Origin of the sequence: Pseudomonas sp. 008, assembly GCF_016861935.1 — a bacterium.
Classification (GTDB): Bacteria; Pseudomonadota; Gammaproteobacteria; order Pseudomonadales; family Pseudomonadaceae; genus Aquipseudomonas.
This window is the reverse complement of record NZ_BOMA01000025.1, coordinates 1-22,833: the sequence shown is the minus strand read 5'-3', so window position 1 is coordinate 22,833 and position 22,833 is coordinate 1. Positions and strand designations below refer to the sequence as shown.

The following is a 22,833-nucleotide window of genomic DNA, read 5'->3' as shown; positions in this document are numbered from 1 at the left end:
CCAGCCACGGAGATGAACGGAGTCGGCTGATCACTGCGATCCGCCCGGATAACCGGGCCTGCGATGTGACATATCAGACACTAACCTGAGGGATGAGGAACTATGGAAGTATTCATGGGCACTATCCAACCTTTCGCCTTTAACTTCGCCCCCAACGGCTGGGCCCTGTGCTATGGCCAGACGCTGGGGATCTCGCAATACCAGGCGCTTTTCTCACTGCTGGGAACCTACTATGGAGGCAATGGCACCACCAATTTCATGCTGCCCAACCTGCAGGGCCGCATGCCGATTGCCCAAGGCAATGGCCTGGGCCTGACCCCGCGTGTCATCGGCGAGGTCTCCGGGACCGAAAACGTCACCGCGACCATCAATAACCTGCCCAACCACACCCACGCCCTGTCCGGGCTCACGGCCACCACCACCCTGCAACTGGCCAGCCCGGCGAGCAACCCGGTCACCAACCCGACCGCAACCAACTCGTACATCGGTGCCTCGGGCGGCGGGCCAGGCTCGGCGAGCATCTACTCCGATCAGCAAGGTGCCGCGGCTGTGCCGCTCAAGGGCGTAACCAGCACGGTGACAGGGGAAATCTCGTCCGCCGGCAATGGTTTGCCCATGACGGTGATGAACCCGTTCCTGGTGCTCAACTTCAGCATCGCCCTGAACGGATTGTTCCCTTCGCGTAACTGAGGGTCTGGCCGGGGGATGCACATCCCCCGGCCACTTTTGCTTGATGGAGGGATGCCATGCTGCAACAGGTTCAAAGCCAACACTTTCAGGCACTGCTGGGCAAGACCGGGACGCTGCGGCTGCCCGATGGCAGTGAATTGCCGATCCATATCGACACCCTTAAAGAAACGCCCCATTCACAGATGCCCAAAAGCGAGCGCATGCCGTTCAGCGTCGAGCTCAACAGCCTGCAACCCACTGACTTTGTCGATGGCTTGTGTGCGCTGGAGTTGCCGGAACTGGGCCAGGTGGAAAATATTTTCGTCTCGCGAGTACCGACCATGGGGCGGGATCCCGACGTGGGTTATTTCTACATCGCCTTCAACTGAGACTTTGTGGGAGCGGGCTTATGTGGTGAGCCTCTCACCACAGTTTTTTGTATTGCTCTTAACCCTGCGGGTACCACACCAACCGCTCCGCCGCCGGGTTGCGCTCTTCAACCTGAAACCCCAGCGCCAGGTAATGCTGGCGCGCATGGGGATTGTTGGCCCAGACCACCGTCGCCACCGGGCAACGGATTTGTTGCGCGGCTTTTTGCACGCCTTGCAGCACCGTCCGCCCGTAACCCCGGCCTCGGGCCTGGGGGATAAACGCCAGGTACAGCACGCGAATTTCATTGGGACCGAAGTCGGTGGTCAGCGCGCCGATGGCTGTGTCGAGTTTCTCGATCACGTAATGCATGGCATTGGGAAAGTTTTCCCCCAGTCCTTGCTCCTGCACGGTGAATTGCTGGGCAATCACCTGCTCGACCACTTCCTGCTCGCCGTCGATCCATTGCAGATCCGGCCGCGCCGCCTGGTAAAGGCTGTGCAGGAAAGGTCCATCGCTGGTCCGCGAAGGTCTGACCACCAGGCCGTCCGCCGCCACTGAATTGCTGTTCGCCATCGCTGCTCTCCCTAGAAACCGCTTTCCCTGACCCCCAAGGCCGCCATGCGCCGCCAGGCAACGCCCAGCAACGATTCGCCACTGCCCTGCAACACCACGATGCCGCGCAAAGGTTGCACCGGCGTCGGCGTCTCTTCGAGGATGCTCAACCGCGCGCCATACTGCGCCTGCACCGGCTCGGCGCGCTGAAGCTGATCCCGGCGCACGGCAATCGGCCCATGATGATCGGAAGTCAGCGCCTCTTGATCGACATAAGCCGCGCCGTTGGTATCGATTTCGCTTAATTGCACGGCGATCGCCGGGTGCATCGGGTCATCGGCAATGAACCGCCCGCGAGCACCCGGAGCAACACGCCAGAGCTCGGCTTCGGCCAGATAACCGCGCAACCGCGCGCCGTCTTCGACCACCCGAACCAAAGGCTCTTTAGTCGAAAGCCAGCGCCCGACCGTTAACTGCGGCAGCAGATCGCGTACCTTGCCGGCGTGGGGTGCGCGTAACAGCAGTCGCTCACGCTGGGCGACCAGCCCTCGGTATTCAGCCACCGCTTCCGCCAGGCGCTGCTCGACGATTCCGGCGTCGGCTGCAGTTTCGCTGCGGCTGGCCTGACGACGCATCTGCAATTGCTGGATCTGGATCTCGCGACGAACGATCGCCTGGCGTGAGTCCAGGTCCGGTGTCTCCAGCTCGATCAGCACTTCACCCTGAGCGACAACCTGGCCGTCGTGCACATTCACCGTTTTTACCCGCGCCGCCACCGGCGCGTGCAGGGCGCTGGTGCGTCCCGCCTCCAGCATCGTCGGCAGCTCCACCGCGCTGCGCCACGGCAGCGCCAGCAGCAACAACAGCCCAAGTAATGTCAGGCTACTGATCAGTACCCGAGGCGTATGCGCCTGTTCGCGACGACTCCACCATTGCCGCCACTCGTTCAGGATCGGCAGGAAGATGAACCACACCAGCTCCACCAGCATCAGGAAGATCCCCAATACCTTGAAGAACAGGTGATAAACCGCCAGCGCAATCCCGAAAAACAACGCCGCGCGCCACAGCCACGAGCCGTATCCCCAGATCAACAAACGCCGCTGCATCTTCGGCGACCACGGCTCCGGCGCCGGGGCAGCGTAGCCGAACAGGAACTCGCGCAATCGCCAGCGACACAAGGCAAAGGCGCGCCCCTGAAGGTTGTCCACCTCCCAGAAGTCGCTGAGCAAGAAGTAGCCGTCGAAACGCATGAACGGGTTGAGGTTGATCACCAGCGTAGTAATCCAAGTCGCACTGGCGAGCATGAACGCCGCCGTGCGCCCGGGGCCATCGGGCAGCAGTGACCAGGCGAGCAGCGCGATACAGGCCAACACCAGTTCCGCCAGCACCCCGCCGGCGCCGATCAGCAATCGCGCACGTCTATCGTTGACCCGCCAGGCGTCGCTGACATCGGTGTAGAACATCGGCAGCAGCACCATGAACGCCACGCCCATGCTCTGTACCCGACAGCCGGCGCGCTTGGCCATGAAGGCGTGGCCGAACTCGTGGCACAGCTTGGCGAAAAACAGCGCCACCGCGAACGCCAATGCGCCGCCGAGGCTGAACAGGTGCGGAAAAGTGGCGATGAATCGCTGCCAGTCCCGCGATACCAGAAACACCCCGAGCCCCAGCGTCGCGGGCAATCCGTAGCGCAATGCGCGCGGGCCGAAATGCTCCAGCCACGGCCAGACGCGATTGAGAAAGGCGTCCGGGCGCCATAGCGGAATCCGGAAAAACAGGTATTGATGCAGCAGGATTTTCCACAGGCTCTGGCGCTGAGCCGCGGCCTTCAGGCTGTAACTGGCACGCTGCGATGGGTCGAGGGCGCTGATCAGGTCGTGGCCGCGCAAAAATTCCAGCAATTGCTCAAGCACCGCGCCGTCCAGCGGCAGCCCTGGCTCGCGGTTGGCGGCACGCAGCACCTGCTCGGGATCACCCAGGGACCAATGACGCAGCAAGCGCATCGCCGCCGCGCCGAGTTTGAAATAACGTCCACGCACCGGATCGGCCAGGGTCCAGCACGGCGACCCGTCGAGGGCCGGGGCTGCCGCCGACAATTGCAAGTCTGCCCGCAGGCTCGGCAAGCTCATCTAAAGGCCCACGCTCTGACGCAACCCGGCCAGCGGTCGACGCAACAGGTACAGCGCCAGCGGCGCACGGTCACCGAAGACTTTCGCGGTGCCACGCAGGCCAATGCGCGGCGGTGCGCCGTCGAATGTCGCATCCAGTCGATAAGCCAGTTGCCCGCCAGCTGTTGGCTGCGCTTCATAGGCCGAACGTTCGAGCCTGGCCTGGTACCGCTGCAGTGGATCACTGTCGAGAAACAGTGCGACCTGCGCCCCCGGTTCCAGGGCAATCGCATCGCCCACGGCCAATTCGATGCGCAACTCGGCCTGATTCGGGTCGGCGAGTTCCATCAAGCGCTCGCCGGTCTGCACCGGTTTGCCGGTCCAGCGTTCAGCGTCGGCGAACACCGCGATGCCGTCTCGCTCGGCACGCACTTCGCTGCGTTTGAGCAGTTCACGGGCGTAATCCCGTTCGGCGCGTTTCTGCTCGACACGTGCGGCCAGCAGATCGATTTTCGAACTGGATTCGGCATCGGCGAAGGAGCGTTGGGAATTGGCCTTGAGTTCTGCTTCGGCAACGCCCAGGGCGCGCTCGGCCACATCGGCCTGCGCCTTGAGCGTGGTGCTTTCGAAGCGCAGCAGCAGATCACCGGTTTTCACCGTCTGGTTGGGTTTGACCAGGAACTCGGCGATCACCCCGTCCAGTGGCGCGGCGACCACCCGGCCGCCCAACGGGACGACTTCGGCCGGTGCCAACACCGATTGGCGCACCGGAATCAGCAACCCGAGCAACAACACGGCAACCAGCGCCACCTGACGCTTACGCGTCCAACGCAGTCGCCAGGGCTTGCGCGGTTGCAGCGCCAGCCAGGCGTGACTATAGGTGTCGCCCAGTTGCGACAACAACACCTGCTCGGCAGGGTTCCATGGCACATCCCGCGCCAGCCACAGCCCGCCGAAGATCTCGCCCTGATGATCAATCAGCGGCAGCCAGAACACTTGAGCGGCCGACAGACTTTGCCAATCGGCCTGAATCGATTCGCTGAGCAGATCGGGCGCGATCACCCGTGCCTGTTTCAGCACTTCGAGCTTGAACAACTGCGTGACCGCTTGCTCGACAAACGCCACGAACGGCGCATTCGGCTCCACCGCACTGACACCAGTCACCGCCTGCACCTTGCCGGCGATCAACAACGCGGCATGGCGGAAACTGAACAGCGCCTGACCGTCATTGACCAGGCTGTAGGCCAATTGAGCAGGATTGCGCGCGGCGCGGGTCTGGCGTTCGAGATCGAGAAACCTGGCAAATACCTGCTCGGCGCCACCCGTCACCGGCGCGTTCATTTCAGCTCCGCGAAACGCGCCGTCCCGCTCATGCCGGCCAACAGGCCGCTGGCGTTGGGCAGTGTCGCCACCAGCAGCAAGGTCTGGCTGCCTTCGTCGATCCGCGCGCCGAGGCGCTTGACCGTGGCATCCAGCGGCTGACCGGTTTCATCGGGAACAAAGCTGAACGTCTGGCCGGGCTTGAGCTTGCCCATCCAGCGTGACGGCACCAACAGGTGAATTTCCAGGGTGCGGTTATCGACCACATCCAGCAACGGCGCGCCGGCGGCAACGCTTTCGTAGCGCTTGACCTTGCGCTCGACGACCTGGCCATCGAACGGCGCGACCACGCTGCAGCGCTTGACCTGAACCTGATAAACCTGAGATTGCGCCTGGGTTTCGCTGACCTTGGCCTCGGCCCGCGCCACTTCAAAGCGCCCCACCGAATTCAACGCCGCCAGTTGCCGGTTATGGGCCAGTTCCTCACCGGCGCCACGGTTGGCGGCCTGAGCCGCGTTGAGCTGAGCCTGATAAGCCGAACAGTCAAACCGCGCCAGGGTGTCGCCCTTTTTGAACGACTCGCCCTCACTGAACGGCAACTCGACAATCCGCCCGGACAACTCACTGGCGAGCACAGCCTGATCCCGGGCTCGCAGCACACCACGGGCCTCACTGCTGGCTGACGCGTTACCGCCGACCGCGTTGCTTTCCAGCAACGGATCGTCTGGCGCAGGCGTTTGCGCCTGTACTACGCACGTTACAAAGGTTAATCCCGCAACCCAAATACGAAAACGCCGCATAACCGTAACTCCCTGACGGATGAGCGGAGTCTACGACAGCGGGGGGGCGCGTCAAGCAGATAGCCATCATTGGTTGGAAATGTAATGTTTCAAAAAGGACAAAATTTTCAGAGCGGTCGTTGATTTCCGAGCTCGATGAGTATCGGTAATAAATCCCACAAGAAATCAGGAACGACCATTCGATCAAAAACGAAATCGGCAATAGACACTTCATCCCCTACAAACGCAACGGCACATCTACCCTTTCCGCCGTAACAATCATTAATAGATGGGTCCAGGAATGGCTTGACCATCAACCAGACAAATGCACAAAACTGGCTTGCCGGCGCTGGGGATGTCCCTCCGAGTGATGCCTTGGTCAGTCAACGGTTGACGTCATCGCTAACTCGACTTAGGATCGTCTTACTGAACCCCGTACGCAGAGATTAAGTTCACTGGCAGTTGGTGGTGAAGAAACCGGCCTAGGCCGGTTTTTTCGTTTCTGAGGATTGAGTTTGTGCGTACCGCTTTCTTTGTTGATGGCTACAACGTGTTCTATGGATTGCTCGCGGGTACCCCATACAAATGGCTCAATCTGAAAGGCTTGCTGGGCCATGTCGCCCACATCGAGAACCCACAAAATTCACTCATCTCGGTTGATTACTTCACCTCATCTGTCAAACCAGAACTTGCCACTCGCGGCAGAGTGTCCAAAGAAGCTCAAGACACCTATGTGCGTGCTTTAAAAGCGACTAATGTTGCCGTTCACTATGGTCGCCATAAACTTGAGCCAGCTAAAGCACCTCGCTTCATTGACAGAAAGACCGCCGCCTCTCGCCAAGACAAGATCGACATCTGGAAGCTTGAAGAAAAAGAAACGGATGTCCACATCGCAATCAGCATGTATCGCACTGCGGCAAGGCAGGCCAAGCTCCATTTCCATGAGCAAATCGAACAGCTAGTCCTGGTATCCAGCGACACCGATATGACTCCAGCCCTGAGAGCAATTCGAGAAGATTTCCCAGACATAAGAGTTGGAGTCATTCTTCCTCATCGAGCCGAGTTAAACCGTCCATCACCAGGCTCTTTAAAGGAGCACTCACACTGGATGCGACGTGTCGTAACCTCAGAAGAGCTGCAGTCGCACCAGTTTCCAGTTCGTGTGGCTACTCATAAGACACCCGCGATCAAGCCGGATTATTGGTAACGGCCCCTGCCACCGGATACACCGACTCCCATCCCCCACCCAACGCCTTGTACAACCCGACCATCGCCAACGACACCCCGGTCGAGCTCTCGACCCATTGCTGCTGGGTCGCCAGCAATTCGCCTTGCACGGTGAGGACGTTGACGAAATCCACCACACCTTCGACGTATTGCTGTTGTGCGGTGCGCAGGGCGATCTGGTTCTGGCGCACGGCTTCGGCGAGGCTGTCGCGACGCAATTGGCTGGCGTTGTAGGCGGTGAGTTGATTGTCGATTTCATGCCAGGCCCGCAGCACGGTTTGCTGGTAAGCCAGGGCCGCTTCCTGTTGTTGGGCTTCGCGCAGGTGCAACACGCCCCGCAGCCGACCGCCGTCGAACAGCGGCAGGCTCAATTGCGGACCGATGCCGAACGAGCGCGAGCCCCAGGAGCCGAAATCGCTCAGTTGCAGGGCCTGCGAACCGATGTTGCCCGACAGGGTGATTCGCGGATAGAAATCCCCCTTGGCCACGCCGATGCTGGCGGTCGCGGCATGCAGTCGGGCTTCGGCCTGGCGGATATCCGGGCGGCGCTCGGCCAATTGCGACGGCAAGCCGATGGCGACCTGTCGCGGGGTTTGCGGCACCGGGGTGTCTGTGGATAACTCGGCGGACAACGCTTGCGGCGGTTCGCCCATCAACAGGCTCAGCGCGTTGATCAGTTGCGACTGACGCTGCTCCAGCGCCGGTAAACGCGATTCGATGGCCGCGACTTGCGCGGCGGCTTCGGCGACGTCCAGATCCGTCGCCACACCGTCGGCCAGGCGCAGTTGCGAGAGTTTCAAACTATGCCGGGCGACGTCGAGGTTCTGCTCGGTGACAGCCCGGGTGCTTTGCACACCGCGCAGTTGAATGTAGTCCTGAGCCGTTTCGGCGAGCACTGACAGCAGCACGCCACGGCGATCGTTTTCCGCCACCTCCAGGGTGGCATCGGCGGCTTCGGTTTCGCGGCGTACACGACCCCAGAAATCCAGTTCCCAGGAGGCGGAAAAGCCTGCATCCCACAGGTTGTACGCCGAGTCGCCGTTATTGCCCGACGGATCGTTCAGGCCTTCACCACTGTTGCGTTTGCGCCCGTAGCTGCCAGTGGCGGCGGTGTTGGGATAGCGCTCGGCGGTGATTACCTGGCGCGCGGCGCGGCTTTGTTGCAAGCGGCTGCTGGCGAGTTTCAAATCGAGGTTGTCGGTCAGGGCGCGCTGGGTCAGGGCCGAGAGTTTCGGATCGTGGAACACTTCCCACCAGCGTTCGTCCATCTCGTTGGGAACGACCTGACTGGCGGCGGCTTTGGCCGGTTTCGACCATTGGGCGACTTGCTGTGCCTGAGGGCGCTGGAAGTCCGGTCCGACGGTGCAGGCACTCAACGAAAGCAGGTTCAACACAATAGCGACAGAACGAATGCTAGCTCTGTGGCGAGGGGGCTTGCCCCCGTTGGGCCGCGCAGCGGACCCGAAATTTGCGAGCGCTGCGCACTCGAACGGGGGCAAGCCCCCTCGCCACACGGATGTGCGATTAGCGAAGTTCATCGTTGTGCGACCTCATGCTCATCGGCCGTAGCGCTGGCAGTATCAATACTCGCCTCCACCGACATCCCCACCCGCAACCGCTCAGCCAATGGCTGGCCTGGATCGAGGATGATTTTCACCGGAATCCGTTGCACAACCTTGGTGAAGTTGCCGGTGGCGTTGTCCGGTTTGACTGACGCGAAGGTCACGCCGGTGGCCGGTGCGATGCTCTCGACGCGTCCCTGCAGGGCTTCACCACCAAGGCTGTCGACATGCACCTGCACGTTCTGCCCCGGCTGTACGTCGGTCAGTTGGGTTTCCTGAAAATTGGCAACCACATACGCCCGCTCCAACGGCACCACGGCCAGAATCTTGCTGCCCGGTGTGACATAGGCGCCGACCCGCACCGCGCGCTCGCCGACCATGCCGTCCTGGGGGGCAACGATGCGCGTATAGGACAGTTCATAGCTGGCCATTTCCAGCGCCGCTTGCGCTCGTTTCAGCCCACCTTCGGCGGCATCGCGCTGGGCAGTCAGGATCTCCACTTGTTTGCGTTCCGCCGCCAGCACCGCTGTGGCATTGGCCAACCGAGCGGTGGCCTGATCGATGCGCGTGCGCGCCTGCTGGGCATTCTGCACGGTGCCGGCGCCCACCCCGGCGAGGTGGTTGTAGCGGTTTAGTTCATGCTCGGCGAAAGCCATCTCCGCCTTCGCCGAAACCACCGTAGCCTGGGCCTGAGCGATCACCGACGTCTGGCGCTCCAGGGTTGCCCTGGCGTTTTGCAGCTGCGCCTTGGCCACCAGGGTTTGCGCGTCGGCGGCCTCAGCGGCAGCGCGCAGGTCGCGGTCGTCGATTAACGCCAGCAGTTGCCCGGCCTTGACCTGTTGGTTGTCCTCCACCAGCACATCCTTGATGAATCCCGCCACGCGCGGCGCCACCAGGGTGAAGTCCGCCGAGACGAAAGCATCATTGGTGCTTTGCTGTGTACGCTTGCCGAACAAGCCCGGCGCCACCAGGTAAATCAACACGCCGACCACCATCGCTGCGGCAACGCCGACAGCGACTTTTTGCTTTGATTGAGTCGTCATAAAAACCTTCTGTTCCAGTGAAGCGTTCAAGTTGGTGCGCGCGGTGGATAGATCCGCGTCGGCAGCCAAAAAATCAGCAGGATCAGCGCCACCGCGACGCCGGCCATGCACAGATAAAGATCGGAGGAAGTCAGCACCACGGCCTGCTGATGCAGGCGGTGAGCGAGGTTCGCGCTGGCGCTATCAACCAGAGGCGAGTTACCGAGGTTGTCCACCAGCATGCTCGAGTGGAAATGCAGCCTTGCGGTGGTCAGCGCGTCGATGACCCCGGTGGCGATCACCGCCGCCAGGCCTTTGACCGTGTTGAACCAGGCCGAGGCGAACGGCCCTTCCATCGGCGTGATGCTGCCGGTGGAGAGCATCAGCAACGGCAGCACGGCCATGGGCTGACCGAAAATCTGCAGCCATTGCAGGACGTAGAAATCGTCACGAATCCACGCTGACGTCAGCTGCGAGCCGCCGATGCAAGACAGCGCCAGCATGCTCAGGCCGATGCCCAGTACCCAGCGGCAATCGACCCAACGCAGGTTGCACAGCGCCGCCACCAACGGCAGCGCGATCAACTGTGGCAACGCCGCCAACAGCATGATTGGCGCCGTCTGCAGCGGGCGATAACCCTGGACCTGAGCCAGGTAACTGGAGGGAATGATGACCACCGCGAGCAACACCACCAACACGCCGGCCAGGGTCAACAATGCGAACGACAGGTTGCGGATGCCGAGCATCTGCAACTTGAAGAACGGAATCGGTTGCGACCACTCGTTGATCAGGAACAGCACCAGCAGTAGCAGCCCGCCGCCGAGCAGTGCGCAGACCAGACTCGACTCGAACCAGTCCAGCCGATTGCCTTCCAGGATGCCGATCACCAACATGCAAATCGCCGGAAACCCCAGTAGCAAGCCACGCCAGTTGAATGACTTGAAGCGTTCCAGGCGCAGCGGATCCTGGGGTAGACCGTAAGCCACCGCCGCCATGGCAATCAGGCACGGCACGACGATTTGCCAGAAGGTCCATTGCCAGCCGACGTACTCGGTCCACAACCCGGCCAGCGGTGTGCCGAGACCGGGGCCGAAGGTCGCCGTCAGGGCATAACCGGCCAGGCCGTAGAGTTTCACGTTGGCCGGCAGGAATCGCAGGGCAACGGTCATCAGCATCGGCGGCAGCGCGCCGCCGGCCAGCCCTTGCAGGGTGCGCATGACCAGCAGGCTTTCGTAATTCGGGGCAAACGGGCACAGCACGCCTAACAGGGTGAAGACGCTGATGGCGCACAGGGTGAAGCGCCGCAACGAGAACGTCACCGAACACCAAGGCGCAAACGCCATGGCGGCCACCGAGGTCGCGGTGTAACTGGCGACCAGCCAGGTGCCTTCGTCGTAACCGATGGCCAACGCACCGCGAATGTCGGCGAGGGCGACCTTGGTCACCATCTCGTTCAGGCCTGACACCAACACTGCCAGCAACACGCCCACCAGGCCGATGATGATTCGCAGGCCGAAGACCGGTGGTGCGACGGCGGTCGCTGGAGTAGTCGCAGCGAGAGGCGCCGTGACCGTGAGGGAAGTCATGTACTGCACGCTCCGGAAGGGGGATACCGAAGCATTTTAGGAAGCGCGGGGGCTTACGAAAATTGACTTATTGGCAGCTTATAAGTGCATTACACGCAATGGTTAAAGGATGCGATCCCTTGATCTTCAAACCGGCTGTGCCGCCAGCCAGGTCTCGTCGCAACAAGCCTTGAGCGTTTCGCGCATCCAGCGGTGCGCCGGGTCTTTGTCGAAGCGCGGGTGCCAGGCCTGGGTCAGCATGAGGGTAGGTAGCGGAATCGGCAGGGTGAACGAGCGCAGCTTCAAGCCCAGGCGCCGCACACTCAGCAATGCTTCTTTGGGCACCGGCAGGATCAGGTCGGAATCCGGCAAGGCGAACATCGCCGCATGGAAACTCGGCGCAATCACCGCCACCCGCCGCTCCAGCCCCAAGGCGTTGAGCGCCGTGTCGATCGGCCCACGGGCGATCCCGCGACGGGACATGCTGATATGGGAAAAGCCGGCGTAACGCTCGGCGGTGATCTCGTCGTCGAACAGCGGATGGTCTTCGCGCACCAACCCGACAAAGTGGGTGGAGAACAGGTTTTGCACCTTCACTTCCGGCATCAGCGGCCGATTGTTGCTGACGCTCAGATCGATGCGCCCTTCGCGCAAGGCTTCATCATCCCCGTCGCCCTCGGGGACAAAGCGCAGTTCGCAATGCGGAGCCTGGCGCTCCATCGTGTCGAACAGCTTGCCGCCATAGACGCCCACAAAGAAATCATTGGCGCGAATGCTGAACCGCCGGCGCAAGCTGCCCAGGTCCACGTCATCGGCAGAACGGAACAGCAAAGCGGCCTGCTCCACCAGGTCCCGCACCTGCTCGCGCAGCTCCAGCGCCTTGGGTGTCGGCACCAGGCCACGGCCGGCGCGTACCAGAATCGGATCGCCGATGGCCTCGCGAATCCGCGTCAGCGTCCGGCTCATCGCCGCCGGGCTGAGGTTCATCCGTCGCGCAGCGCCCACCACGCTGCCCTCGTCGAGCAAGGCGTCGAGGGCGACCAACAGGTTCATGTCCGGGAGTTGCATACTGAGCACTTATGGTTGGTCTGGATTGATTCAGACGCAATGCTAGCAGATCAAAAGATCACCGCTGCATCCCCCAACGCTTCACCGTTACCCGCTCCAACGTATCGAACACCAGATTCTCCACCAGCAACCCGATCAGGATCACCACCGCCAACCCGGCGAATACCTTATCGGTGTACAGCTCATTACGGTTCTGGAAGATGTACCACCCCAACCCACCCTTGCCGCTGGTGGCGCCAAATACCAGTTCAGCGGCGATCAGCGTGCGCCAGGCGAACGCCCAGCCGATTTTCAAACCGGCGAGGATCGACGGCAACGCGGCCGGGATCAGGATGAACAACACGAAACGCATGCCCTTGAGGCCGTAATTGCGCCCCGCCATGCGCAGGGTTTCCGAAACGCCAAGGAACCCGGCATAGGTGTTCAAGGCCAACGCCCAGAGCACCGAATGCACCAGTACAAAAATCAGACTGTTCTGCCCCAGCCCGAACCACAGCAGCGCCAGCGGCAACAGCGCAATCGCCGGCAACGGGTTGAACATCGAGGTCAGCGTGCTCAGCAGATCGCGACCCAATTGCGTCGACACTGCCAGCGTGGTCAGGGCAAACGCCAGCACAATCCCGATCAGGTAGCCCTTCAACAACACCACCAGCGAAATCCACACCTTGCCCAACAACTCACCGCTGAGCAGGCCGTCGTACAGCGCGCTGGCGGTTTGCAGAAAACCTGGCAGCAGCAGGTCGTTATTCTGGTAACGGGCAACGGCTTCCCAGAGCAGCGCGAGCACAATCAGGATCAGGCTTTTACGCAACCAGCCCTGTTGCCAGAGACGCTGACCGAGGGGTAACTCACGCTCCAGCGGGACGCTCGTCAGCGGCTGCAAAACGGTTTCGTACTCTTTACGCGCGGATGATAACGGGCTCATCGGGCACTCCTTTCAATGGCTCAATAAGCGATGCGAATGTCGGAAAAATCCAGCGCGCGCTCGGTTTCCGGTGACTGGCCTTCATCGAACAACAGCCGATGAATCCGCCGCGCCGATTCCTGGAACGCCACACCGCCGAGGCTGTGCAAATCGTATTGATGGCTGTGGACTTCGGCTCGCACCCGTCCCGGATGAGGCGACAGCAGCAGAATCCGGTTGCCCACCACCAACGCCTCTTCGATGGAGTGAGTGACGAACAGCAGCGTGAAACGCACCTCCTCCCAGAGCAGCAGCAACTCTTCCTGCATCTTGCGCCGGGTCAGCGCGTCGAGGGCGGCGAAGGGTTCATCCATCAACAGGATTTTCGGTTGCATCGCCAACGCCCGGGCAATCGCCACCCGAGCTTTCATGCCGCCAGACAAGGTATGCGGATAGGCATCGGCAAACGCCGCCAGACCAACCTTGTCCAGATAGTGCAGCGCCCGCTCTTCAGCCTCTTTACGCTTGAGGGTTTTGGAAGCGAGCAGCGGAAACATCACGTTCTGCTTGACGGTTTTCCACGGCGGCAGCTGATCGAACTCCTGGAACACCACGATCCGGTCCGGCCCCGGCGCATCGACCCGCTGGCCTTGCAGGCGAATCTCGCCCTCACAGGGCGGGATGAACCCGGCGATCGCCTTGAGCAACGTCGATTTGCCGCAGCCGGACGGACCGAGCAACACAAAGCGGTCCGCCGGATCGATCTCGAAACTGACCTGATGGGTCGCTCGAACCACACGCGCGGGCGTGCGGTATTCCAGGCTGACCTTGTCGACCGACAGCAGCGCTTGCGCGACCGCGATCGGATTGCTGACCGTGTGGCCTTGCAAGGGGGCGTTCATGTCGATCAGCTCCCTTGCAGCGGTTTGGCATCCTGGAAGAAGTAATCCTTCCACGAATCCGGTTTGTTCTTGATCGCGCCGACGCGGTAGAGGAACTCGGCCAGTGGGTAAGTGTTTTTCGGCGTGACGGTAAATTCGAACTGCGGGTTGTCGATGATTTTCAGCAACGCCGCACGGTCGATTTTTGCCTTGGTGACACGGATGTACGTGTCGGCCGCCGCGCCTTTATCGTTCTGCGCAAACTCGGCCGCTTCGGTCAGCGCCGCGATGAAGGCTTTATAGGTTTTCGGATTCTCGTTGCGGAATTTCTCGGTGGCAAACAACACGGTCGGCGAGTTCGGGCCGAGCAGGTCATAGGTGTTCAGCACCACGTGCACGCTAGGGTTTTCCAGCGCCTGATCCTGGAATGGCGGGTTGGAGAAGTGCCCGGTCAACTCGGTGCCGCCAGCGATCAGTGCCGCAGTGGCATCCGGGTGCGGAACGGCGATGGTGTACTTGTCGAGGCGATTGAATTCTTTGTCGCCCCATTGCTTGGCTGCTGCGTATTGCAGGAAGCGCGACTGCACCGACACTCCGACCGCCGGCACCGCAATGCGGTCCTTTTCGGTGAAGTCAGCGATGGTTTTGACCTTCGGGTTATTACTCACCAGGTAGTAAGGGAAGTTGCCCAGGGAAGCCACGGCCTTGACGTTCTGTTTGCCGTGAGTGCGGTCCCAGATGGTCAGCAGCGGCCCGACGCCGGCACCGGCAATGTCGATGGAACCGGAGAGCAACGCATCGTTGACCGCCGAGCCGCCGGAGAGCTGGGTCCAGTCGACCTTGATGTCGATGCCTTCCTGCTTGCCGTATTTCTCGATCAGGTTCTGATCGCGCACCACGTTGAGCAGCAGATAAACGATGCCGAATTGTTCGGCGATACGAATTTCACCCTCGGCATGGGCCACGGTCGGCGCCACCAGGCTGCCGGCGAGCAGGCTGAAACCCAGGCCGATAGCGGCGGCCAACGGTGCAAATGGAAGACGTTTGGACATGAGGGTTCTCCGAAATCAGAAAGGCGCATCGCCCTGGATGGTGGTGCGATACAACTTGCGGCGCAGATGGCTGGGGCATCCGGCGGCGAGGTGAATCAGCGAGCGGTTGTCCCAGAACACCAGGTCGTGGGCCTGCCATTGATGGCGGTAAATGTTTTGCGGCAACACGCTGTGGGCGTAGAGCTCGTCGAGCAATTGTTTGCTCTCGTCTTCCGGCAAACCGACGATGCGGGTGGTGAAGCCCTCGCTGACGAACAACGCCTTGCGACCGTTTTCCGGGTGGGTGCGGACGATCGGATGAACAACTTCAGCGACCTGAGCCAGTTGCTCCGGCGTCAGGGTCGGACGCCAGTTGCCCTCGAATTTGCTCTCGCTGTAGCGCGCCGTGTAGGAATGCGCGGCCGAACGACCTTCGACGGCTTTACGCAGCGCCTCGGGCAGGCTGTCCCAGGCTTTGTGCATGTCGGCGAACAGCGTGTCGCCGCCTTCGGAGGGCAGCTCCTGGGCATGCAGCATCGAGCCCAGGCTCGGCAGTTCTTTATAAGAGAGATCGGAGTGCCAGAACTTGCCGGCATCACCGAGGCCGATGGATTGGCCGTTTTCGATGATGTTGGAAACGATGAGGATTTCCGGATGCCCGGCCAGCAGGAATTGCTTGAGCACGTGGATCTGCAACACGCCGAAACGGCGGCTGAAGGCGATCTGCTGTTCGGGGGTTATGCGCTGGTCGCGGAACACCACCACATGATGATCCAGGTGCGCACGGTGGATTCGGGAGAAGTCCTGGTGATTGATTGGGCGGGACAAATCCAGGCCGATGATTTCGGCACCGACGGCGCCGCTGAACGGGCGGATTTCGAAGGTTTGCGACGCGAGGGTGGCGGCGCTTGTTGGCTCAGGCTTTGGGGAAAAAGAGACAGCTGACATAAAAATCACTCCCACGCACGGCGCGCTCAAGGGCGCGCGTCGATCAGAAACTCACGGAGGTCCCGTGTTGGTTCGTGTCGTGCGGCGCGCCGATTGGTCGGCAGGTACGCAGGGAAGTGACTTTATAGGTATAAGAATTTAAATTTAAATACCGTTAACGAATAACGATATGGCCGAACAGGCGATGTATAGCCTGTGGCGAGGGAGCTTGCTCCTTCACCACAGGTTTAGCGTCCTACCGCTCGTGCAACGCCTCGGCGCGAGCCCGGATAATCGGCTTGAGCAAATAACTGAGTATGGTCTTCTTGCCGGTAATGATATCCACCGACGCCACCATCCCAGGAATGATCAGCAACGGCTTCTCATCCGTCCCGAGGTGGCTGCGCTCGGTGCGCAGTTTGATGATGTAGTACGTGGTCTTCTTGTCTTCATCGGTGATGGTGTCGGCACCGATCTGCTCCAGCTTGGCTTTCAGCCCGCCATAAATGGTGTAGTCGTAAGCCGTGAACTTCACCGTGGCGTCTTGCCCCGGATGCAGGAAGGCGATGTCTTGCGGGCGAATCTTGGCCTCCACCAGCAAGGTGTCGTCCAGCGGCACGATTTCCACCAGGTCGCTGCCCGGCTGGATCACGCCACCGATGGTGTTCACCAGCAACTTGTTGACGATGCCGCGCACCGGCGATGTCACCAGCGTCCGGCTGACCCGGTCTTCCAGCGCCTTGCCGGTGGCCTGGGCCTTGTTCAGATCGGTGCGCGCTTCGTTGAGTTGGGTCAGGGCTTCGCTGCGGAATTTGCCGCGAGTCTCATCGATCTTGCGCTGCACTTCCTTGATCGCCGATTCGGCGCGAGGGATCGCCAGGGTGGTGGCGTCCAGTTGGCCGCGGGTTTCGACCTCGGCACGCTTGAGTCGCAAAACCTCAACCGGGGACACCGCGCCCTGAGCCACCAACGGCTCGGACATGGCGATTTCCTGACGCTGCAAGGACAGGCCGCTGCGGTATTGGGCCTGTTTGGAGGTGAACTCACGCAGCTCCTGCTGCTTCTGGATCAACTGTTCCTGCAAGCCACCGATCTCATCGTGCAATTGCTGACGACGACTGATGTACAACGACTGTTCGCTGGCGGCCTGGCCGGGTACGGCTTTGAGCACATCGGCGGGAAAATTCAACGGACGGTCATCGACCTCGGCGCTCAAGCGCTCCACACGCAACAGCATCGACAGCCGATCGGCCTCGGTTTCGCCAACGTTGGAGGCAAACCGTGTGTCGTCCAGACGTATCAGCGGCGCGCCAGCCTCGACGATTTGCCCTTCCTTGACGAACAGCTCGGAAACGATGCCGCCCTCAAGGTTCTGGATTTTCTGGATCTTCGACGACGGAATCGCCTTGCCGTCGCCCTTGGTGACTTCATCGATCACCGCAAAATTGGCCCACAGCATCAGGAACACGAAGAAGCCGATGATCGCCCAGATCGTCAACCGCACCACGCGCGGGGCGTCCTCGATCAGCGCTTTGTTGACCTCGGGAAGGGGTTGGCCTTGCAGCGACGCGGAGCCTTTGAAGTAGCGGCGGATGGATTCTTTGACCCCGGACTTAAGCAACACTGATCTGCCCCTTTTTCAACGCTTCCATCACGGCGGCTTTCGGGCCATCGGCGAGAATCTGCCCGCGGTCGATCACCAGCAGGCGATCCACCAGCGACAACAGCGAGGCCCGGTGCGTCACCAGCACCACGGTCTTGTTTTCCACCACGGCAGCGAGGCGTTGTTTCAGGCGCTCTTCGCCAGTGTTGTCCATGGCGCTGGTGGGTTCGTCCAGCAACAGGATCGGCGGGTTGAGCAGCAACGCTCGGGCCAGGGCGACATTCTGGCGCTGACCGCCGGACAGGTTCTGCCCACGCTCACCGACTTGCAGTTCATAACCTTGCGGGTGCAGGCGGGCGAACTCATGGACGCCGGCCAGCTCCGCGGCTTGCAGCACCAATTCGTCTTCGACATAGCGCGCGCCCGACACCAGGTTGTCGCGCAACGTACCGGCGAGCAATTGGATGTCCTGGGGCACGTAGCCAATGTTGTGGCGCAGTTCGCTGACGTCGATCTGGCGGATATCCACACCATCCACCAGCAACGCGCCGTCGTCCGGCTGATAGAGGCCCACCAGCAGTTTGGCCAGGGAGCTTTTGCCCGAGCCGCTGCGACCGATGATGCCGATCTTCTCGCCTGGCTTGATGATCAGGTTGATGCCCTTCAGCGCGGGGTTCTGTTGATTCGGATAGGTGAAGGTCAGCTGACGGCATTCAATGGCGCCTTGCAGGACCTTGCGGCTCAGCGGGCGCTCGTCGAAATTGCGCTCCTGGGGCAACTCCATCATCTGATCGACCGAGGTCATGGTCACGCGGGCTTGCTGGTAGCGGGTCAGCAGACCGGACAGCGAGGCCAGCGGGCTGAGGGCACGACCGCTGAGCATGTAACAGGCGATCAAACCGCCCATGCTCAGGTTGCCGGCAATGATCTGGTACACGCCGAAGACGATCATGATCACCCCGGCCAATTGCTGAATCAGCAAGGTGATGTTCATCGCCAGACCAGACAGCATTTTCACCCGCAGCTCAAGGCGGCTGAGGGTGCCGATAGTCTGTTCCCACTGGTACTGGCGTTCGCTTTCAGCGTTGTTGACCTTGACCGCATCAAGACCGGCGAGGGTTTCGATCAGGCTCGACTGGCGCTCGGCGCCCAGGGCCATGGTTCGCTCCATGGTCGCCACCAGCGGCTTCTGCAAGGCATAACCGATCAGCAGCGCAATCGGGAACGCCAGCACCGGAATCCACACCAGATGCCCGCCGAGGATCGCGATGACCAGGAAGATCAACAGCGTAAACGGCAGGTCGATCAGGCTGGTGAGGGTCAGCGACGCGAGGAAGTCGCGCAAGCTCTGAAATTCATGGATGTTCTGGGCGAAGCTGCCGACCCGCGCCGGGCGGTACTTCATGGCCATGCCGACGATGCGCTCAAACAGCGTCGCTGAAATGATCAGGTCGGTTTTCTTGCCGGCCAGGTCCAGGCACAGGCTACGCAGGCTCTTGAGAATCAGGTCGAACACATAAGCGCCGGTGATGCCGATGGCCAGCACCCAAAGGGTCGATTCGGCCTGGTTCGGCACCACGCGGTCATAGACATTCATCACGAACAGCGGCGCGGCCATGGCGATGATATTGATCAGCAGACTGGCAGCGATGGCGTCGACGTACAGCCAGCGCGAACGCTTGAGGGTGTCGCGAAACCACGAACGCGCGCGCGGGATCAGCGTGCCGTGATTGACGTCGAATTTGTGCTGGGGTTGGGCGAAGAACACTTTGCCGATGTAGTCGTCGGCGAGCAGTTCACGACTGACGCAGACTTCGCCACCATCGCTTTCACTGAGCAGCAAGCGGGCCTGGTCTTCACCGTGCCAGCCGAGCAGCACTGCACTGCGTCCGTCCTTGAGCAGCAACAGCGCCGGCATGGCGATTGCCGGAATCTGCTCCAGTTTGCGTTGCAGCACCCGCCCTTGCAGCCCGGCGCGAGCGGCTGCACGAGGCAGCAGTTCGACGCTCAGGCGCTGTTTGGGCAACGGCAGGCCGGTGGTCAGCATCGCCGCGCTGGCCGGCTTCTGGTGCAAAGTGCAGAGGGCTAGCAGGCCGTCCAGTAACGGATCGTCATGCAGCGCGCGTGGATCATGAATGAGTTGAACTCGACTGACTTCTGATTCCACGCTCGACACTCTTGGCTAGCTAACAGTTGAAATGGGGCAGGACTCAATTCATCCCAGGCAGCTGGACCTTGGGCTTCACGTCATTCTGCACAACGGATGCCAACGGTGCGACCACGCCCTGACTTTTGAGCAATTCGCCCATGGTCGCCTTGATTCGGTACTGAGTAAATAACTGAATGTTTTTGATCTCGACCAGCCGACGGGAAGCGGTGAACAGCTCGTTTTCACTGTCGAGCAAGTCAAGCAGCGTCCGTTCGCCGAGGCTGAATTGCTTCTGATACGCGCCGCGCACGCTGGCGCTGCGATCGACATATTGCTGGGCGATCGGCACCTGGGCGTTGGCGTTGTTCAAGGCATTCCAGGCCAGGCCCAGTTCTTCATTCAACACACGCAGGGCGTTGTTGCGGATATCCAGCGCCTGGTTCGACAGGTAGGACTTGGATTCCAGATCGGCCTTGTTGCTGCCACCGGCGAACAAATTGAAGCGCATGCGCAGCATGGCCTGCCATTCGTTGTTGTGACCGTTCTGACCATCGAGGTCGTTGTCGGCGGTGCGACCCAGTTCGGCATCGAAGCGCGGGTAGAAGCTCGACTTGGCGGCTTCGTACTGTTTCTCGGCAGCAGCGATATCCGATTCGGCGGAACGCAGGATCGGGCTGTTTTCCAGCATCTGCGCCCGGGCTTCATTCAGGTTGGCCGGCAACAGCGCCATAAAATCGGCAGGCCGCTCCAGTTGATCGGGCATTTGGCCGACGGCACTGAGGAAGTTGGTCTGGGCGTCTGCCAGGTTGGTCTGCTCGGTGATCAGGTTGTTGCGGGCCTGGGCCATACGCGCTTCGGCCTGATCGAGGTCGGCGCCGCTGCCCACGCCGCGCTGGGTACGCAATTTGATCTGGTCAAAAATCCGTTCGTGGTTTTTCAGGTTGTCTTCGGCCAGGCGCACGAATTCACGACGGGTCAGCACATCGAGATAAACCTGAGCCACGGTCAACGCGGTGCGTTCCGAGGTGCCCATCAAGGAATAAGCACGGGAATTAACGGTGGCTTGTTGACGCCCCACTTCGCTGGACGTCGCAAAACCGTCAAAAACCATCTGTGACAGACGTAAACTTGACTCGCTCCGGTTCAGCGTTTCCCAGTGGTTGCTGCCGCCAGCGGCACGGGTGGAGACACTGTCGGTGCCTTCGCGACCATAACCGCCCAGCAGATCGACCCGTGGCAGGTATCCACCTTTTGCAGCCTTTAATTGATAATCCGCGGCCAGCCGACTATTGACCCCTGCCTGGATTTCCGGATGGACATCCAGTGCCTGTTGCATGGCCTGCGGAAGGGTTTGCGCCTGAACAAAACTGGCGGCAAGGGCGAAAGGTAGAACCTTGAACAGGTGCAAACGCATAGTTGGAATTTCCCGGGACTTCTTGTCTTGAATCACTGCAGAACGTGGCGCTGCATCGCATGGTGGCAACCGGAATGACCGTATGTCGGAAAGTTCAAAATCGGAACTGGATCACACGCTGTAGGACAGGTCGCCGCTTAAATATCAATGTGACATTACCTTGACGATTGTTTAGGATGACTCCCATAAGGTCAATAGTTTGGCATAAAGTTAATTTCTAAAAAATATAGCCAAATTATTGACGGTTACGCGTCAAAGCTATGTATCGAATTTTGTAAGAACGTCCAGCCCGATCGGCGAACACGCCCGAGCGGTTCATGGAAGTCAACTGAACGTGACACCCGGAGAGTCTTCAATGAGCAGTGTTGTTGCCATCGTCAAAAGCATTGTTGGTCAGGTTTTCGCGGTGTCCCCAGAGGGCATCCGCCGCGTACTCGTTGAAGGCGACCGGTTGTTTGTGGGCGACCAGGTGGACACCGGTGCCGCCGGCGCCATTACCCTTGAACTGGCTGACGGCCGGACCCTGGACCTGGGCCGCGACACTCAGTGGAGTGGCAGCAATCCGGACTCCAGCACCGACCTTGCGCAAGCCACCGCGCAAGCGGCGCCATCGGTTGACGAACTGCAGCAAGCCATCGCTGCCGGAGCCGACCCGACCACCGCGCTTGAAGCCACTGCTGCCGGCCCGACCGCCGCGAGCGCGGGCGGCGCTGCCGGTGGCGGCCACAGCTTCGTGGCTCTGGAGGCAACCGCTGCCCGGGTCGATCCGACCATTGGCTTCCCGACCGCAGGCCTCGCCACTGCGGCTTCGGCAACACAAAACACCACCGGTGGTCAGACGGCCGATACCAGCACCAACGCCCTGCGCGAATCAACGCTGAGCCTGAGTGCCACGCCGACCATCACAGAGGCCGGTGGCGTGCTGGTTTACACCGCGACCCTGACTCAGGCACCGCTGACCGACCTGACCATCACCCTGTCCAATGGCGCGGTGATCGTGATCACAGCCGGCCAGACCACCGGTACCGTCAACGTTCCGCTGGCGCCGAACGACACTGTTTATAACGATCCGACCCAGATCGACGTGACCGTCACTGGTACCACGGGCGGCAGCGGTATCGTGGTCACCCCGCCGACCACTCCGGCCGTGACCCAGGTCACCGACACCATCGACACCACCACTGTCACGCTGACAGCGGGCCCAAGCGTCACCGAAGGTGGCCAGATCACCTACACCGCCACCCTGACCAATCCGGCGCAGACGCCGGTTACCGTGACCCTGTCCAACGGTTCAACCATTACCATCGCCGCTGGAAACACCACCGGCAGCGTGGACGTGCCGACGCCGGCCAATGACGTCTACAACAACGGCAGCACCGTCAGCACCACCATCACCGGCGCTACTGGTGGCAACTTCGAGAACCTGGTGCCGAACCCGACACCTGCCGTCACCACCATTACCGATTCCGTCGACACCACCACCGTCACCCTGACGGCTGGCTCGACTGTCACCGAAGGCGGTCAGATCACCTACACCGCGACCCTGACCAATCCGGCGCAGACGCCGGTTACCGTGACCCTGTCCAACGGTTCGACCATCACCATCGCTGCTGGCGACACCTCCGGCAGTGTCAACGTTCCGACACCGGCCAACGACGTCTACAACAACGGCAGTACCGT

The 22,833-nt window shown here is 61.0% G+C and carries 19 protein-coding genes; 4 read left to right on the top strand and 15 right to left on the bottom strand.

Going from position 1 to position 22,833, the window contains the following annotated elements; genetic code table 11:
- Nucleotides 1-102: 102 nt before the first annotated feature.
- Together JUI81_RS30720 and JUI81_RS30715 are read left to right on the top strand one after the other, a co-directional pair.
- On the top strand, nucleotides 103-690 hold the full coding sequence (locus tag JUI81_RS30720) for a phage tail protein (RefSeq protein WP_018929399.1): 588 nt from the start codon (nucleotides 103-105) through the stop codon (nucleotides 688-690).
- 56 nt (nucleotides 691-746) lie between these two features.
- Nucleotides 747-1,058 carry a hypothetical protein gene (locus JUI81_RS30715; RefSeq protein ID WP_007940987.1) on the top strand — a complete coding sequence of 104 codons (312 nt, stop codon included), beginning with the start codon at nucleotides 747-749 and terminating at the stop codon, nucleotides 1,056-1,058.
- Between the two features lie 58 nt (nucleotides 1,059-1,116).
- Here JUI81_RS30715 and JUI81_RS30710 read toward each other — a convergent pair whose 3' ends face one another.
- From JUI81_RS30710 to JUI81_RS30695, 4 genes are read right to left on the bottom strand one after another with little or no spacing between them, the layout of a single operon-like run.
- Nucleotides 1,117-1,614, bottom strand: a complete 498-nt coding sequence (locus JUI81_RS30710; RefSeq protein ID WP_028939523.1) for a GNAT family N-acetyltransferase — start codon at nucleotides 1,612-1,614, stop codon at nucleotides 1,117-1,119.
- 11 nt (nucleotides 1,615-1,625) lie between these two features.
- Nucleotides 1,626-3,722 carry a biotin/lipoyl-binding protein gene (locus JUI81_RS30705; RefSeq protein ID WP_204125616.1) on the bottom strand — a complete coding sequence of 699 codons (2,097 nt, stop codon included), beginning with the start codon at nucleotides 3,720-3,722 and terminating at the stop codon, nucleotides 1,626-1,628.
- Nucleotides 3,723-5,042: an efflux RND transporter periplasmic adaptor subunit gene (locus JUI81_RS30700; RefSeq protein ID WP_019651579.1), complete on the bottom strand. Its 1,320-nt coding sequence runs from the start codon at nucleotides 5,040-5,042 to the stop codon at nucleotides 3,723-3,725.
- On the bottom strand, nucleotides 5,039-5,821 hold the full coding sequence (locus JUI81_RS30695; protein ID WP_026331885.1) for an efflux RND transporter periplasmic adaptor subunit: 783 nt from the start codon (nucleotides 5,819-5,821) through the stop codon (nucleotides 5,039-5,041). The genes JUI81_RS30700 and JUI81_RS30695 overlap by 4 nt, the downstream gene beginning before the upstream one ends.
- Nucleotides 5,822-6,317: 496 nt before the next feature.
- Here JUI81_RS30695 and JUI81_RS30690 point away from each other — a divergent pair, with 496 nt between their 5' ends.
- Nucleotides 6,318-7,007 (top strand): NYN domain-containing protein, encoded by a 690-nt coding sequence (locus JUI81_RS30690; protein WP_204125615.1) that lies wholly within the window; start codon nucleotides 6,318-6,320, stop codon nucleotides 7,005-7,007.
- On the opposite strand, the gene JUI81_RS30685 is transcribed toward JUI81_RS30690, so the two are convergent.
- From JUI81_RS30685 to JUI81_RS30635, 11 genes are all read right to left on the bottom strand, one after another.
- Complete coding sequence (locus tag JUI81_RS30685) at nucleotides 6,988-8,565, bottom strand: efflux transporter outer membrane subunit (protein ID WP_204125614.1); 1,578 nt, start codon at nucleotides 8,563-8,565, stop codon at nucleotides 6,988-6,990. The two genes, JUI81_RS30690 and JUI81_RS30685, sit on opposite strands and share 20 nt — an antisense overlap.
- Nucleotides 8,562-9,632 (bottom strand): HlyD family secretion protein, encoded by a 1,071-nt coding sequence (locus JUI81_RS30680; protein WP_019581659.1) that lies wholly within the window; start codon nucleotides 9,630-9,632, stop codon nucleotides 8,562-8,564. Before JUI81_RS30680 ends, JUI81_RS30685 begins: the two co-directional genes overlap by 4 nt.
- Before the next feature lie 26 nt (nucleotides 9,633-9,658).
- Nucleotides 9,659-11,197, bottom strand: a complete 1,539-nt coding sequence (locus JUI81_RS30675; RefSeq protein WP_204125613.1) for an MFS transporter — start codon at nucleotides 11,195-11,197, stop codon at nucleotides 9,659-9,661.
- A gap of 126 nt (nucleotides 11,198-11,323) precedes the next feature.
- The gene (locus tag JUI81_RS30670; RefSeq protein ID WP_019651583.1) at nucleotides 11,324-12,244 is read right to left on the bottom strand and encodes a LysR family transcriptional regulator; all 921 of its coding nucleotides are present in this window, start codon (nucleotides 12,242-12,244) and stop codon (nucleotides 11,324-11,326) included.
- A 58-nt stretch (nucleotides 12,245-12,302) separates the two neighbouring features.
- Entirely contained in the window at nucleotides 12,303-13,169 is an 867-nt protein-coding gene (locus tag JUI81_RS30665; protein WP_018929405.1) for an ABC transporter permease, read from the bottom strand.
- A gap of 20 nt (nucleotides 13,170-13,189) precedes the next feature.
- Entirely contained in the window at nucleotides 13,190-14,050 is an 861-nt protein-coding gene (locus JUI81_RS30660; protein WP_028939518.1) for an ABC transporter ATP-binding protein, read from the bottom strand.
- A gap of 5 nt (nucleotides 14,051-14,055) precedes the next feature.
- Nucleotides 14,056-15,081, bottom strand: a complete 1,026-nt coding sequence (locus JUI81_RS30655) for an ABC transporter substrate-binding protein (RefSeq protein ID WP_028939517.1) — start codon at nucleotides 15,079-15,081, stop codon at nucleotides 14,056-14,058.
- Between the two features lie 15 nt (nucleotides 15,082-15,096).
- Nucleotides 15,097-16,008 carry a TauD/TfdA family dioxygenase gene (locus JUI81_RS30650; protein ID WP_204125612.1) on the bottom strand — a complete coding sequence of 304 codons (912 nt, stop codon included), beginning with the start codon at nucleotides 16,006-16,008 and terminating at the stop codon, nucleotides 15,097-15,099.
- 235 nt (nucleotides 16,009-16,243) lie between these two features.
- Nucleotides 16,244-17,611 (bottom strand): HlyD family type I secretion periplasmic adaptor subunit, encoded by a 1,368-nt coding sequence (locus JUI81_RS30645; RefSeq protein ID WP_019581653.1) that lies wholly within the window; start codon nucleotides 17,609-17,611, stop codon nucleotides 16,244-16,246.
- Nucleotides 17,601-19,757, bottom strand: coding sequence for a type I secretion system permease/ATPase (locus JUI81_RS30640; RefSeq protein WP_028939515.1), 2,157 nt, complete (start codon nucleotides 19,755-19,757; stop codon nucleotides 17,601-17,603). The genes JUI81_RS30645 and JUI81_RS30640 overlap by 11 nt, the downstream gene beginning before the upstream one ends.
- A 43-nt stretch (nucleotides 19,758-19,800) precedes the next feature.
- Entirely contained in the window at nucleotides 19,801-21,153 is a 1,353-nt protein-coding gene (locus tag JUI81_RS30635) for a TolC family outer membrane protein (protein WP_204125611.1), read from the bottom strand.
- A gap of 355 nt (nucleotides 21,154-21,508) precedes the next feature.
- Here JUI81_RS30635 and JUI81_RS30630 point away from each other — a divergent pair.
- A partial coding sequence (locus JUI81_RS30630; RefSeq protein ID WP_204125610.1) for a retention module-containing protein occupies nucleotides 21,509-22,833 on the top strand: 1,325 nt, incomplete at its 3' end.